Source organism: Camelimonas sp. ID_303_24, from assembly GCF_053543495.1.
Map to the genome: position 1 here is coordinate 167,069 of NZ_JBLLJM010000007.1, position 14,430 is coordinate 181,498.

Here is a 14,430-nt window from a genome sequence, read left to right on the forward strand (position 1 = left end):
GCCAATACAGCAAAAGCGGTCAGGTTTACAGGTTTTTTGTCCAGCGACCGGCGCGCCAGGAGCCGCTCGCCAGGGGGCGCTCATTGGGCCTGCAGCTACAGGCAGTCAGTCGCCGTTGCCCCGGTTGAGCCACAGGCTCATCAGTCCTGCGCGGCTGCGCACGCCAAACTTCCGGTAAATGGCGCTGATGTGCTGGTGCGTGGTTGACACCGCCATGCCGCACTGGTGCGCGATCCACTTTTCCGTGGCCGCGGTCAGCAGGAGTTGCAGGACCTTCTGCTCGGTTGGGGTTAGCGGGGCGGACGCCAGCAGCAGCCCGTGGCTCAGCATCAGGCGGCGATGAAACCATTTGATGCCCCGCAACGCATACGAGACAAGGGCGATGTCCGCGCTCTCCATGGGCTGCCCTGACCAGAAGCCGAAATGCGATTCACAGTCCTGGTTGACGGGGAAGGCCACAAACGTGGCGTCCTGAATGCCAAAAGCGCCATAATGGGCCTGAAAGAATGGACTTGAGAACCAGTCCGCCGGCAATTCATGGCGGAATGTGTAATGTCTGAAGCGCCCAAGATCACGTAAAGGTATATCCATCGAGATATCTGTCTCGGGCCTGTCGTATATCCGGTGCGGCGGGGGAATGTAGGGGTGCATTGATCGCGTCGCCGCGACGCGCCAGCGGCGCATGACGTCATCACTCCGGGTTCGCTCGCCGCTCGGCAGGCGGACGGCGCCAGCCCAGGTGATGTTGCAGATGTTTGTCAGGCTGGACAGTGCGGCCATCAGATGATCGGACGCCGCAGCGGACTGGTTGGCGTCGAAATCCGACAGTTCGTCCCAGAGGATATGAATGGCGTCAAGATGACTGGCCAACATCGCCGCCTCCCCATGCGTTCGCCTGCCGCCCTGACGACGCGTGCAGGAAGGGTGGGCTGATGGGGCCAGTTTTCATCTGCGGGCGATACCCCCTCTTCAGGGGATTGGCTGCAGTCCAGAAGATATATCGACAGGTCACGATGCGGGGGCCGTTTTCTGCGCGATCAGGCGTCTGGCGAAGGCGTCGGCGCATCCCGTCGTGACCGGCAATTTCATGATGGCGCTCCGCCGACGCAACGCACTGGCTCTCCGGCCAGCACGCGCTCCTCGATTTCCTCAAGGGTGGCGCCTCTGGTTTCGGGGACGAAAAGCACGGCGACGATCAACGACGCCACGCACACCCCAAGAAACAGGCTCATGGCGCCAGTCAATCCCACCGTTTCCACAAGCGCCGGAAAACCAAGGGCGATGGCGCCATTGAACAGCCAGCTGACCGTGGTGGCGACGGCCACGCCCTGCTCGCGGATGGCCGCCGGAAACAGTTCCGACATCAATACATAGGGGAGGGGGCCAAGGCTGAGGGCGAATGCAACGATGTAGAGGGTCAATCCCGCAAGGCCAAACCATGGCTGGTCAAGCAATGCCGCGGCGACCGTCAGGCCAAGACCGGCGACCATCGCCGCAGATCCCCAGACGAGCAGCGGGCGCCGTCCCGCCTGGTCCACCAGGCGCAGGGCGATGAGCGTTGCGATGAAATTGGCGATGCCAAGGCCAAACGTGGCGGCGAGGGCCGCGACGCCGGCGTTGAACCCAAGCTTTCCGAAGATCGACGGCGCATAATAAAGTATGCCGTCGATCCCGCTCAGGTTTTGCAGGATGAACAGCAGGCTGCACAGCAGCAGCACGGTCAGGGTGCTGCCGGCGGCCAGCACGCTCCAGCCGCCATTTCGGGCCCCGGCGGGAGACTGCTCCACGCGCCATGTCATTTCTTCGACCAGGCCAAGGCGTTGCGCCGCGCGCCGCGCGGCCTGGGTTTCGCCCTTCGACAGCAACCAGCGGGGGCTTTCAGGCACGAGCAGCGTTGCGACCAGGCAAAGGCCCAGCACCAGCGCGCCGCTGCCCAGAATATTGGCCCAGCGCGCATCGGCAAAAGCCAGCGCCACGCCATAGGCAAGCATGATCCCCGCGGTGATGGCGAGCTGGAAAATGGCGACCACGGCGCCGCGATAACGCGCCAGCGTCGCTTCGGCCGCATACATGGGCGCGACCATCGACGAGAGGCCGACGCCCAGCCCGACAAGCAGGCGCGCCAAGGCCAGCCCGGCGAAGCCAGGGCCCGTGAACATGATGATAAAACCAGGCGCCGCCACGGCGATGGCCGCCAGCAGCGTCCGGCGCCTGCCAATCCTGCCGGACAGAAAGCCGGCGGCGATCGAGCCCACGCAGCACCCGGCGACCAGCGAGGCCACAAGGGCGCCGGTCGCAAGACTTCCGATGTTCAGATCCCGCGTGATCGTCTCCAGAACGCCGGCGATGCTGGCCGTGCTGAAACCGAACAATATGCCAAAACTTGTAACAAGACTGGCGACGCGAACGGGGGATGTTGTTGCACTATCAGCAGAAATCATGTGACAGCGGCCGGCTTTCCTGGGTTGTTGCTGAGTTTTTACAGGAACGGGCTGGCGCAGGCCAGATATCCGGGCGCGATCTGGCATCCTCTAATTAGAGGATAGGAAGCTGAAGGAGAGCTGTTTACACCAGTTGTAACTGGCGCATGTAGCTGGGGAATCCGTGCAGGCGGCGGGCAGGGCCTGCGTACGGCGTCCCTGGTTGAAAGTCGCCAGATTTCCGGTGAATGTGGGGGACATAGATGGCATCCGTTGGGTCGAAGCCTGAAGGTGAGTACGCCAACCGGCTCGCGATTGAGGGCGGCGCGCCGGTGCGGACATCGCCGTTGCCATGGGAGCTGCCCGGCGCCAACTGGATTGGCGAGGAAGAGCGGGAGCTCGTCGACCGCGTCGTGCGGGCGCGCAGTCCTTTCCGGTTTTATGGCCCCGATCCACAGCATATGGTTGAGACTTTCGAGCGCGAATGGTGCGAAGCCTTTGGCCATCGCCATGCCGTCGCCGTTTCTTCCGGTACGGCGGCCCTGAGCATTGCCATGTCGGCGCTCGAGGTTGGGCCTGGCGATGAGGTGCTCATCCCCGGCTATCTGTGGGTCAGCTGCGTGTCGGCGGTTGTGCGGGCCGGCGCCATTCCCCGCCTCGTTGATATCGATGACACCTTCTGCATGGACCCGGAAGATCTGGCGCGGAAGATTGGCCCGCGCAGCCGGGCGGCGCTGTGCGTTCACATGAGCGGCGCCCCGGGGCGCATTGAAGACATCGCCCGGATTTGCCGGGAGCGCGGCGTCGCCCTGATCGAGGACTGCGCCCAGACCGCTGGCGCCGGGCAGCATGGCCGCCCGGTCGGTCGCTTTGGCGACATTGGCATTTTCAGTTTTCAGCTGAACAAGAACATGACCTCAGGCGACGGCGGCATGATCGTCTGCGAGGACGACGCGCTGTTCCGGCGCATCATCGCGCTGCATGATCTTGGTTATGCCCGCAACGCCTCCGGTCGTCTGGACACGTCGGACGCGACCTGCCAGCTGTGGGGCGTCGGCGCCCGCATGTCTGAGCTTGCCGGCGCCATGGCCCTGGCCCAGATGCGCAAGCTGCCGCAGATCACCGGAGCCATGAAATCAGCCAAATGGCGCATCCGCGATGCGCTGGCCGATATTCCGGGTCTGGGCTTCCGCAACATTATCGATCCCGCCGGCGACAGCGGCCCGTTCCTGATCTCGCTGTTCCAGGATGCGGCCACCTGCACGCGCTTTGTCGAGGCGGTGCGCGCGGAAGGCATCGTCGGCCAGCCAGGCAGCCTCACCTGCATCACCATGCGTGAATGGGGACTGCACTGGTACTCGAATATTCCAAGCCTGGTGCACAAGCGCTCCAACAGCCGGGACGGGATGCCCTGGACCCATCCGGCCAATGCTTTTGCCGAAGCGTATGACTACAGCCACGGCGCCCTGCCGGGGTGCGATGACCTGCACGCGCGCGGCGCGCTGCTGGCGATTGCCTCCAACCTGACCGATGCCGACGTCAACGACATCATTACCGCGTTCCGCAAGGTGGCGCGGGTCGTTCTCGCCTGATGCGGGAATGGGTCCTCCGGCGCGCCGGGGGTGGATAAGAATTTGGACGAGGCCGGCGGTGATGCGCCGCGGCCGGGGGGAATGCGATGATTTACCTGGTCGCAGCAATCGCCGGCATGGCGGGTTTCCTGTTTGGCTTCGATGAAGGCGTGATCGCCGGTGCGCTCGGCATGTTGCGCGGCCAGTTTGGCATGACCCCCTTCCTTGAAGGGCTCGTGACGTCGGCGGTGCCATTCGGCGCGTTGTTCGGTTCGCTCGTCGCGGGGTGGATGGCCGATGCGCTGGGGCGCCGGCGCACGCTGCTGTTCGCCGGCCTCCTGTTCGTGCTGGGCGCGCTCGCCGCCGGTGGGGCGCTGGGCAACGCCACGCTGGCCACCGCCAGGCTGGCGCTCGGTTTTGCCGTTGGCCTGGCAGCCATCGTGGCGCCGCTTTACATCTCCGAGAATGCGCCGGCCGAGAAGCGCGGCATGCTGGTTTCCATCTATCAGCTCGCCATCACCCTCGGCATCCTCGGCGCCTATCTGGTTGGATACGCTTTCTCCGACTCCTGGCGCATCATGTTCGCGATCGGCGCCTTGCCCGGCGTCGCTCTGGCCTTCGGCATTGCCCTGATGTCGGATACGCCGCGCTGGCTGACGACCCAGGGCAGGGTCGATGAGGCACGCGTCGCCATCGCCCGGGTGCGCGGCTGGGCCGTGAACGATCCGCGCGTTGACAGCGAATTGCAGGCGATCCGCAGCGCCGCGGCGCTTGAGAAGGGCTCCACCGGCAGCTGGGGAGATCTTGTCACGCCGGTGGTGCGGCCTGCCCTGATCATTGGCGTTGGCCTGTTCCTGCTGCAACAGCTCAGCGGCATCAACGCCGTGATCTATTACGCGCCGACGGTGTTTCGCGAGGCGGGTTTTGATGCGCATTCCATCCAGTTGCTCGCCACCATGGGCATTGGCGTCGTCAATGTGCTGATGACCTTCGTCGGCATGGCCTTCATCGACCGCATCGGCCGGCGCAAGCTGCTTTACTGGGGCTTTGCCGGAACGGCGTTGGGCCTTGGCATGATCGCGGTTGCCGCCGCGACGGAATCCAGCGCCCTCGACATGATCGCGATTATTGGCCTGACGATCTACATCGGCGCCTTCGCCGCAAGCATTGGCCCGCTGCCGTGGGTGATGATGTCGGAAATTTTCCCCCTGAAGGCGCGCGCCCAGGGCATGAGCATCGCCTCTGTCGCCAATTGGGGCATGAACTTCATCGTCGTCTTCAGCTTCCCGGTATTTGTGACGTCGTTCGGGCTGGCGTGGGTGTTTGGCATCTATGCGCTGTTCTGCCTGATTGGCCTCATCTTCACCTGGCGTCTGGTGCCGGAAACAAGCGGCATCTCGCTGGAGAAGATCGAGGAGCATCTGCGCTCCGGCCGTCCATTTCGTGAGTTGGGCGGGCATTCCGGCGCCCAGGGCGCCGCCGCCTCCGGTCTTGCCGCCGGCAACCGCGCGGGAGGGCTGCCATGAGCGTCGCCAGCATTTCGCAGCCGTCGCCGCCTGGGGCGACGACAGCCCCCGCCGCCCTGTTGGGCCTCTTCATTGCGAAAAGCCCGTACCGCGCCATGCTGGCGCCAATCGCGGTCGATGTGGAGCGCGTGGCCCTGAACAATATCCAGATCCGGGCGGCGCTCGCGACGCTGGCGTCCCAGCCGGGCTTCCGGCCGGGCGGGTTGTTGCGGCGGCCGGGAGCCGACGAGCGCGCGGTGCTGGCGTTCCTTGAGTTCGTCGCTTTTGCATCCCCCGCCTTCCTTTCATCCGTGGGCGAATGGCCGATGGGGCAAATCCGTGGCTGATGCAGAATTTTGCGACGTATGCGTGGTGGGCACCGGCGCCGGCGGCGGCGTGCTTGCGTATGAGCTGGCGAAAGCCGGCCTCAATGTGGTCTCGCTTGAGCAGGGCGGGCGTCTGCCGGCTGACCATTTCCGCACGACCGACCGCCCTGGGGCCGCCACTGATTTCGGCATTCGCGCCGGCACGACCTGGCCCAGCGATCCACATGACAGCCTGTTCGTGCACGAGCTGTTCGCCGATGCGGATACGGGCTCGGCGGCCAGACGGCCGGGCGGCTTCCGCCAGTACCAGATCCATGCGGTCGATGGATTGCAATCGCTGTGGAATGGCGTCAGCGTCCGCTTCTCGCCCGGGGACCTCGCCGGCTGGCCGTTCGGCTATGAGGAGCTTGCCGGGCATTATGCGGCGGTGGAGCGCCGCATCACCGTTTGCGGCACTGCGGAGAACATCCCGGAATTGCCGGATGGTGATTTCATTCCGCCGAAACCGTTGCGCCCAAGCGACCGGATGATCGTCGACGCCGTCGGGCAACTCGGCGAGCAGGACGCCTTCGCCATTCCCAACCGCAAGGCTATCAATACGCGCGGCGGCATGGAGACGAGCTGCATCTCCACTGGCATCTGCACCTCCGGCTGCCCGGTTGGGTCGGTGTACAAGTTTTCGGCCCGCCTGCTGCCGGAGATCGCCAATCTGCCCAATTATGAGCTGCGGACCCACGCCAAGGTGGTGCGTCTGTTGCGGGGCGCGGATGCGCGGCGCATTGAGGCCGTGGAATATATCGATACGCGCACCGGCGAGACGCATCGCCTGCGCGCAGGGCTGGTGGTGCTGGCGGCGGGCGCCATCGAGACGCCGCGCATCCTGTTCAATTCAGCCGATGAGCGGGATCCGGCGGGCCTCGCCAATCGCAGCGGCCAGCTTGGCCTGCGGTTGCAGGACAATCCCAAGGCGGTGCTGTCGACCTCCCTGTGGAAGTTGTGGGGCAAGCGTCGCAATTACGATATCGGTTATGGCGACCTGCTGATCCTGATGGCCCGCACCGGCCTGCCGGATGGCGAGACATTCCCGTTTATTGGCCACGCCATTCACGGCATTCCGGATACGCCGCACTACCTCGGCGGCCTCGCGCCATTTCCGGCCCCGGTCAAGCGCGAGCTGGCCCGTCTGATGTTCCACAGCTACGTAACGCTGGGGCTGTTCTGCGCCGGCGATCCCAACCCGGCCAATCGCGTGCGGCCAGGACGCCAGCTGGACCGCTTTGGCGTGCCGCAGGTGGAGATTGATTTCACCGTCTCCGCGCGCACCCGGGAAATGATGCAGGCGATGGCTGTCTGGGGGCGGCGCGTGTTGCGCAAGGCCTCGGCCACCTCGATCTATGAGACATCCGACAACAGCGGCACGGGCATTCACTACGCCGGGACGACGCCACTGTCAGCCGATCCGGCGCAAGGCGTCATCAACGCCGACCTGCGCAGCCACGACATCGACAATCTCTATATCTGCGACGGCGGCGTCATTCCGACGCTGCCCGACAAGCACCTCACCCTGACCATCATGGCGCTGGCGCACCGGCTCGGCCGGCATATCGCCGCCCGTTCCGGGCGCGATCAGCTACAGGCCGCGTGAAGACGAAACGATATGTTTGCACGATTTCTTCAGCGCACCGCCTGCCTGGTTTCTGTGTCCGCGTCCCTGGCGATCGCGGCGGCTTTGCCGGCGCGGGCGGAGGATCCTCCACCGCAGCTCACGGGAGATTGGGGCGGCTGGCGGACGGAACTCGCCAACAGGGGCATCCAGTTCCAGATCGGCTATACCGAGGAAGCTGCGGGAAACGCCAGCGGCGGCCAGCACAATTATGTCCGCGCCGCCGGCCAGCTCGTGCTGGGATCGACGCTCGATCTGCAAAAGCTGTTTGGCCTGAACGGCGGCGCCATGCAGATCACCCTGACCAACCGCAACGGGCGCAATCTGTCCGATGACGCCGGGCTCAACACGTTGCAGCAGGTTCAGGAAGTCTATGGCCGCGGCAATATCTGGCGGTTGACGCAGTTCTGGTACGAGCAGAAGGCGTTCGACGGCGCAGTGGCGCTGAAATTCGGCCGGGTGACCCTGGGCGAGGACTTCGCGGCCTTTTCCTGCAATTTCCAGAATCTGACCTTCTGTGGCTCGACGCCGGGGAACCTTGCCGGAAATTACTGGTTCAACTGGCCCCTCAGCCAGTGGGGCGCCCGGCTCAAGGTCAAGTCCGGCCAGGTTTATGTCCAGGCTGGCGCCTATCAGGTTTCGCCGCGTAACAGCGATCCGGATCGTGGCTTCTATCTTGGCTGGGACAGGACGTCCGGCGCCCTGCTGCCGGTGGAATTCGGCTGGACGCCAACCATTGGCGGCCTGCCTGGCAAGTACACCGCGACGCTCTGGTATGACACCTCACACGCCAATGACGTGCTGCGCAATCGTCAGGGCCTGCCGCTTGCCGTTTATGGCGGCGATCCGCGCCGGGAGCAGGGCCGCTATGGCGTCAGCTTCCAGTTCCAGCAGCAGATCACCCAGCCTGACGCGGCTGATCCCGTCCGGGGGCTGAGCGCTTTCCTTAACATCACCCAAACCGACCGCCGCACGTCGCAGACCGACAACCAGATCGCATTCGGCCTGTTCTATACCGGATGGCTCGACAGCCGGCCGCGCGACGTCATGGCGATCGCGGTGGGGCGCACCCAGGTAAACGGGCGCTATGCGGAAAACCAGGCCCTGGCGAACTTCAATGCCAAAGGGTTCCTGCAACGCGCCGAAGCCGAGTATGCGTTCGAGGCCTATTATAACCTCAACCTGCACAGTGGCCTCGACATTCGCCCCAATATCCAGTTCATCCGGCATCCTGGCGGCGTCACCAGCGCCAAAGACGTGCTGGTGTTCGGGCTCAAGGCGATCGTCAATCTCTGAGGCGGGGCAGCCAGAGGCGGCGCGGCGTCGCCCGGCGCGCGCTTCAGGCGTAGCAATCGCTGCCCCGGCGCAAGGCGCGCCATTGCGCGTCGTCGTGGCCGTAAATCACGGTCGCGCCGGCCTGCGCGATTTCGCGGATGCGCGCGTAGCTTTCCAGGCACTTTTCCACGTCCCAGGTGTTCTTCGGCGCGAAATCGTCGTCAAGATTGGCCTTGACGCTCGCGGCGTCCGAGGCGAGCAGGAACAGGCCGTCCCTGTCGAGGCGCACCAGCGCCCCCATGGCGCCCGGCGTATGTCCAGGCAGGTGCAGCAGCCGGATCCGGCCGTCGCCGAAGAGGTCGTGTCCTTCCCTCACCAGTTCTACGGGTATGGGGTGGTCCCAGTCGGCCGGGAGATAGCCCATCCTCACGCCGTCCGGCGCGCGCGCCGCGGCGAGCTCCGCCTCGTGAATGAAGATCTTCGCTTTTGTGAAGAACTGGTTGCAGCCGCAGTGGTCCGTGTGGAGATGCGAACAAACGACATGGGAGATGTCGTCCGGCGACAGGCCGATGCAGGCGAGGCTGTTCAGGAGGTGATCGTCTTCCGCCATGACTGGCGTCATGAAACGGGCCAGGCCGCCCCAGCGCGGCGTCGGGTCCTTGCCGATGTCAGGGTGGCAGCCCGTATCGAACAGCACATTGCCCTTGCTGTGCCGGAGCAGGATGCTGGATACCGGCAGCTCAAGCGTCTCCTCCGGCGCCGCGTCCGGATAATAGATGACCTTGCGCATGCGCAGGCGCCCGCCTGACAGGATATGCATCTTCATGGACACGGCGCTTCCCTTCCCGCCCGCCGGAACCGGAGCTTGCCAGCGCGCTTGAAGCCAGCCTCCGTGTTCACGCGTCCAGCGTCAACACGATCGCCCTGCATGCAAGGGCGCCGGGGCCGGAATGCGCCGGATGATGCACGGGACGGCGCCCGCATCTGGACGCGTCAGGCGCGGCGGGGGCGGGCGCCCCGCGTGACGATCCGCGCCGTCTCCAGACGAAGGCGGTCGAAGGTCGCGTCGTCGCCAATCTTTCCCGCCATCCGCAATACGATCAGGCCATGCAGCGCCGCCCAATAGGCGTGGGCGATCAGGTCGGCGTCGCCTTCCAGCAGGCCTTCGGCCACCATCTCGCGCACATAGCCGGTGAGCAGGCCGCTTGAGCGCGTCATGGCCTGGCGCAATTCCTGGCTGGTTTCGCCTTCATCCTGTCCAAAGGCGAAAATCAGCTGGTAGGCCGCAGGCTCGCGAAAAGCGAATGCGGCGTAGGCATCGCCAATGGCGCGCGAGCGCTCCCACAGATCGGCGGCGCCGTGGGAAGCCGCCTCGATGCAGTCCGAGAAGCGTTCGTAAGCGGCGGTGCGCGTCGCGGCCAGCAGGTCGGCCTTGCCCGGGTAATAGCGATAGAGCGAGGCGGCGGACCAGCCCATGTCAGCCGCGATGGCGCGCATGGAAACGCCGGATGGGCCCTTGCGCGCAATGTGTCGCTCCGCCACCACGCGGATGCGTTCGCGAACATCATTGACCTGCGCGTCTGTCAGCAAAACCGCCATGGCGCTTGTCATACTGAACACTGTTCGTTATGGCAAATGGCAAGCCTCGTTTAGAATGATTGGAAACGCCGTGACCGCCAGCTATCCGAATATCTTCTCGCCCCTGAAAGTGGGCTCGACGACCATCAAGAACCGCATCCTGATGGGCTCGATGCACACCGGCCTTGAGGATGTGGAGAATGCGGCGGAGCGGCTGTCGGCCTATTTCGTTGAGCGCGCCAAAGGCGGCGTTGGCATCATCATCACCGGCGGCATCGGCCCGCATCCCACCGCCGGCGCCGGCGCCAAGCTGCTGAACGCCGATGACGTGGCGATGCACCGGCAGGTGACGGACGCGGTGCACGCGGCCGCCGATGACGTGAAGATCGTCATGCAGATCCTGCACAGCGGACCGCTGGCGCGCACGCCCGCCTGCGTGGCGCCGTCGCCGGTCAAGTCGCGCATAGCCCAGTACCAGCCCGCCGGCCTTGATGAAGCCGGCATCGAGGAGCAGATCGCCGCCTTCGCCAATTGCGCGAAGCTGGCCCAGGAGGCAGGCTACGACGGCGTCGAGATCATTGGCTCCGCCGGCTATCTCATCTCCACCTTCCTCGTCTCCAAGACCAATTTGCGTACGGATCGCTGGGGCGGCGAATGGAGCAACCGCATGCGCTTCCCGCTGGAGATCGTGCGCCGCACGCGCGCGGCGGTCGGGCCGGACTTCATCCTGGTGTTCCGCATCTCGGCGATGGACATGCTGCAGGAAGGCCTCTCCTGGGAGGAGGTCGTCAGCCTCGCCAAAGCCCTGGAGGCTGAGGGCGTGGACGTGATCTCCACCCACTTCTGCTGGCATGAGAGCTTTGTGCCCACCATTGCCACCATGGTGCCGCGCGCCGCTTTCACCCAGGTGACCGGCCGGCTGCGCAAGGAGCTGTCGATCCCGCTCATCACCAGCAACCGCATCAACATGCCCTCGGTGGCGGAAGAGGTGCTGGCGCGCGGCGACGCCGACATTGTCTCCATGGCGCGCCCGATGCTGGCCGACCCGGACCTGGTCAACAAGGCCGCAGAGGGGCGTGAGGACGAGATCAATACCTGCATCGGCTGCAACCAGGCCTGCCTCGACCACACCTTTACCGGCCAGCTGACCACCTGCCTTGTCAATCCGCGCGCCTGCCGCGAAACCGAGCTGACCGTCGCTCCCGCCAGCGCGAAGCGGAAGATCGCCATCGTTGGCGCCGGGCCTGCCGGCCTCGCCTATGCGGTTACCGCCGCCGAGCGCGGCCACGCGGTGACGCTGTTCGACGCCAATGACGAGATCGGCGGCCAGTTCAATTACGCCAAGCGCATCCCGGGCAAGGAAGAGTTCTACGAGACGCTGCGTTACTATCGCCGGATGATCGATGTGCTCGGCATCGAGCTGAAGCTGGGGGTGCGCGTCGACGTCGATACGGTGCGGGCCGGCGGCTTCGATCATGTGGTGGTGGCCACCGGCATCACGCCGCGCACGCCACAGATTCCCGGCATCGGGCACGGCAAGGTAGTCAGCTACATCGACGTCATCACCGGCAAGGCGCCCGTGGGACAGAAGGTGGCGATCATTGGCGCTGGCGGCATTGGCTTTGACGTGGCCGAACTCATCACCCACGCCGGCAAGAGCAGCGCGCTCGACGTCAATGTCTTCGCGAAGGAATGGGGTATTGATTTCACGAACCACCCGCGCGGCGGCGTCACTGGCGTCACGCCGGAAGTGGCGACCAGCGGCCGCGAGGTGACGCTGTTGCAACGCAAGGAAACCCCGGTGGGGCAGGGGCTTGGCCGCACCACCGGCTGGACCCACCGCATGACGCTGCAGCGCAGGGGCGTGAAGATGATGCGCGGCGTTGAATATGTGGGGATCGATGACGCGGGCCTGCACGCGGTGGTCGGCGGCCAGCCGGAACTGTTCGACGTTGATACGGTGATCGTCTGCGCCGGTCAGGATCCGCTGCGCGCCCTGCATGATGCGCTGGACGAGGCCGGTATTTCGTCCGAGCTGGTTGGCGGCGCTTTCGAGGCGTCCGAGCTCGACGCCAAGCGCGCCATCAAGCAGGCGACCGAATCGGCCGCCCTGGTCTGAGACGACGCGGGCGCCGCGCCAGCGGCGCCCGCCATCCCACGCCCGCGCTGTCGCCGCCCGCTGCACGCAACGCGCCCAAAGCCAGGTTCAAATGGGCCAGTTCATATGAACCGGGTTCGACATGGGCTTCAGGGCGACGTATTCAGGCCCCTCAACCGGAGCGCCACATGTCCCTGATCGTTGACCGCCGTGACCTGGACTTTGTCCTGTTTGAAATGCTGGACGCCGGACGCCTGGCGGAGCGGCCGCGGTTCGCCCAGTATGACCGCGCCGCCATGGGCCAGATTCTCGACACGGCCCAGGCCCTGGCGGAGGAGGTTTTCCTGCCCGTCGCGGCAGAGGTCGACGCCAACGAGCCGCGTTTCGTCAACGGCCAGGTCGAACAGCCGGCGGCGACGGGGGCAGCCCTGCGGGCCTGGGCGGAAGCGGGATTCTTTGGTCTGGCGTTTGATGAATCCGTTGGCGGCCTGCAGGCGCCATGGACCCTGTACACGGCCGCCACCGGCATGGCCGTGGCCGCCAACACGCCGGTGACGAATTACGCCTTTCTCACGGTCGCCGCCGCGAACCTGCTGAATGCCTTCGGTTCTGAAACGCTGAAGCGCCTTTATCTGCCGGCGATGATCGAGGGGCGCTGGTTCGGCACCATGTGCCTGTCCGAGCCACAGGCCGGCTCGTCGCTTGGCGACATCCGCACCACGGCCACGCCGCGCGGCGATGGAACCTATGCGCTGCGCGGCAACAAGATGTGGATCTCGGGCGGTGAGCAGGCGATCACCGACAACATCGTCCACATGGTGCTGGCGAAGCTGCCCGACGCGCCGCCCGGCTCGAAGGGCATTTCGCTGTTTCTCGCGCCGAAAATGCGCGTTGACGGCGACGGGAACATCACGGCGCACAACAACATCGCTCTGGCTGGCCTCAACCACAAGCTGGGTCAACGCGCCACCACCAACTGCCTGCTGAACTTTGGCGAGGCGGGCGAAACTATCGGCTGGATGATTGGCGAGCCCAATCGCGGCCTGGAATACATGTTCCACATGATGAACGAGGCGCGCATCGGCGTTGGTCACGCCTCCGCCATGGCCGGGCTTGCCGGCTATCTGCATTCGGCGGACTACGCCCGCACGCGTCTGCAGGGGCGGCCGGCTGACAGCCGCAATCCCGCCAGCCCCCAGGTTCCGATCATCCGCCACGCGGACGTGCGCCGCATGCTCCTGTCGCAGAAGGCCGCTGTCGAGGGGGCGCAGGCGCTCTGCCTGTTCTGTTCGAAGCTGGTCGATGACGCCGCCACCACGACCGACGCGGCGGCGCGCGAACGCGCAGACAGGTTGCTGGGCCTGCTGACGCCGGTCGTCAAGTCATGGCCGTCGGAACACTGTCTTGAGGCCAACAAATGGGCCATCCAGATTCTCGGCGGCTATGGCTACACCCGCGACTATCCGCTGGAGCGGCTTTATCGCGACAACCGGCTCAACCATATCCACGAGGGCACGTTCGCCATCCAGGGCATGGATCTGCTGGGCCGCAAAATCGGCGCGGACGGGGGGAAAACCCTGCGCGAGCTGATCGGCGTGATCCGCGAGACGCTGGCCGGCGCTGGCGCCTTCGCGCAGCTCGGCCCGGATTGCGCGCGCATGGAGGCGGCGCTGGCGGCGCTGGAAAGCGCGGTCCGGGCCTTGCTGGCCTGTCAGGAGCCCGAGCGGCGCACCGCCAATGCAACCATTTTCCTCGACGCGTTCGGCCATGTGGCGCTGGGCTGGATCTGGCTGTGGCAGGCCAGTCTCGCCGAGGCCCGTCTCGCCGATCCAGCCCTTGGGGAAACCGAAAGGGTATTCTATCTCGGCAAGCGCCAGGCCTGCCGCTACTTCTGCCTGCACGAGCTGCCTCACGCCATCACGCGTTTTGCTCTCTGCGAAAGCCTTGAGTCGCCAGCGCTTGACTGTGCGCCCGAGATTTTTGGCGGCTGACGG

The 14,430-nt window shown here is 65.3% G+C and carries 11 protein-coding genes; 7 read left to right on the plus strand and 4 right to left on the minus strand.

What is annotated here, in order from left to right:
- Positions 1-105 precede the first annotated feature (105 nt).
- Positions 106-873 (minus strand): LuxR C-terminal-related transcriptional regulator, encoded by a 768-nt coding sequence (locus ACERNI_RS09740; RefSeq protein WP_448833090.1) that lies wholly within the window; start codon positions 871-873, stop codon positions 106-108.
- Between the two features lie 212 nt (positions 874-1,085).
- Positions 1,086-2,441 carry a sugar porter family MFS transporter gene (locus ACERNI_RS09745; protein WP_448833091.1) on the minus strand — a complete coding sequence of 452 codons (1,356 nt, stop codon included), beginning with the start codon at positions 2,439-2,441 and terminating at the stop codon, positions 1,086-1,088.
- Between the two features lie 242 nt (positions 2,442-2,683).
- On the opposite strand from ACERNI_RS09745, the gene ACERNI_RS09750 reads away from it, so the two are divergent.
- From ACERNI_RS09750 to ACERNI_RS09770, 5 genes are all read left to right on the plus strand, one after another.
- The gene (locus ACERNI_RS09750; RefSeq protein WP_448833092.1) at positions 2,684-4,012 is read left to right on the plus strand and encodes a DegT/DnrJ/EryC1/StrS family aminotransferase; all 1,329 of its coding nucleotides are present in this window, start codon (positions 2,684-2,686) and stop codon (positions 4,010-4,012) included.
- A gap of 86 nt (positions 4,013-4,098) precedes the next feature.
- Positions 4,099-5,517, plus strand: a complete 1,419-nt coding sequence (locus tag ACERNI_RS09755) for a sugar porter family MFS transporter (protein ID WP_448833093.1) — start codon at positions 4,099-4,101, stop codon at positions 5,515-5,517.
- Positions 5,514-5,843, plus strand: coding sequence for a hypothetical protein (locus tag ACERNI_RS09760; protein WP_448833094.1), 330 nt, complete (start codon positions 5,514-5,516; stop codon positions 5,841-5,843). Before ACERNI_RS09755 ends, ACERNI_RS09760 begins: the two co-directional genes overlap by 4 nt.
- Complete coding sequence (locus ACERNI_RS09765) at positions 5,836-7,467, plus strand: GMC oxidoreductase (protein WP_448833095.1); 1,632 nt, start codon at positions 5,836-5,838, stop codon at positions 7,465-7,467. Before ACERNI_RS09760 ends, ACERNI_RS09765 begins: the two co-directional genes overlap by 8 nt.
- Before the next feature lie 12 nt (positions 7,468-7,479).
- On the plus strand, positions 7,480-8,781 hold the full coding sequence (locus ACERNI_RS09770) for a carbohydrate porin (protein WP_448833096.1): 1,302 nt from the start codon (positions 7,480-7,482) through the stop codon (positions 8,779-8,781).
- 43 nt (positions 8,782-8,824) lie between these two features.
- Here ACERNI_RS09770 and ACERNI_RS09775 read toward each other — a convergent pair whose 3' ends face one another.
- Together ACERNI_RS09775 and ACERNI_RS09780 are read right to left on the minus strand one after the other, a co-directional pair.
- The gene (locus ACERNI_RS09775) at positions 8,825-9,586 is read right to left on the minus strand and encodes an N-acyl homoserine lactonase family protein (protein ID WP_448833097.1); all 762 of its coding nucleotides are present in this window, start codon (positions 9,584-9,586) and stop codon (positions 8,825-8,827) included.
- A gap of 167 nt (positions 9,587-9,753) precedes the next feature.
- Positions 9,754-10,359: a TetR/AcrR family transcriptional regulator gene (locus ACERNI_RS09780; protein WP_448833098.1), complete on the minus strand. Its 606-nt coding sequence runs from the start codon at positions 10,357-10,359 to the stop codon at positions 9,754-9,756.
- 70 nt (positions 10,360-10,429) lie between these two features.
- Here ACERNI_RS09780 and ACERNI_RS09785 point away from each other — a divergent pair, with 70 nt between their 5' ends.
- Both ACERNI_RS09785 and ACERNI_RS09790 read left to right on the plus strand, forming a co-directional pair.
- Positions 10,430-12,457: an oxidoreductase gene (locus ACERNI_RS09785; protein WP_448833099.1), complete on the plus strand. Its 2,028-nt coding sequence runs from the start codon at positions 10,430-10,432 to the stop codon at positions 12,455-12,457.
- A gap of 167 nt (positions 12,458-12,624) precedes the next feature.
- Complete coding sequence (locus ACERNI_RS09790) at positions 12,625-14,427, plus strand: acyl-CoA dehydrogenase (RefSeq protein WP_448833100.1); 1,803 nt, start codon at positions 12,625-12,627, stop codon at positions 14,425-14,427.
- Positions 14,428-14,430 lie beyond the last annotated feature (3 nt).

What these genes read in the sequence shown, in the direction of transcription:
- ACERNI_RS09745 (WP_448833091.1), bottom strand. Translation starts at nt 2,441, where the DNA reads ATGATTTCTGCTGATAGTGCAACAACATCCCCCGTTCGCGTCGCCAGT.
- ACERNI_RS09775 (WP_448833097.1), bottom strand. Translation starts at nt 9,586, where the DNA reads ATGAAGATGCATATCCTGTCAGGCGGGCGCCTGCGCATGCGCAAGGTC.
- ACERNI_RS09770 (WP_448833096.1), top strand. Translation starts at nt 7,480, where the DNA reads ATGTTTGCACGATTTCTTCAGCGCACCGCCTGCCTGGTTTCTGTGTCC.
- ACERNI_RS09760 (WP_448833094.1), top strand. Translation starts at nt 5,514, where the DNA reads ATGAGCGTCGCCAGCATTTCGCAGCCGTCGCCGCCTGGGGCGACGACA.
- ACERNI_RS09740 (WP_448833090.1), bottom strand. Translation starts at nt 873, where the DNA reads ATGTTGGCCAGTCATCTTGACGCCATTCATATCCTCTGGGACGAACTG.
- ACERNI_RS09780 (WP_448833098.1), bottom strand. Translation starts at nt 10,359, where the DNA reads ATGGCGGTTTTGCTGACAGACGCGCAGGTCAATGATGTTCGCGAACGC.
- ACERNI_RS09790 (WP_448833100.1), top strand. Translation starts at nt 12,625, where the DNA reads ATGTCCCTGATCGTTGACCGCCGTGACCTGGACTTTGTCCTGTTTGAA.
- ACERNI_RS09750 (WP_448833092.1), top strand. Translation starts at nt 2,684, where the DNA reads ATGGCATCCGTTGGGTCGAAGCCTGAAGGTGAGTACGCCAACCGGCTC.
- ACERNI_RS09755 (WP_448833093.1), top strand. Translation starts at nt 4,099, where the DNA reads ATGATTTACCTGGTCGCAGCAATCGCCGGCATGGCGGGTTTCCTGTTT.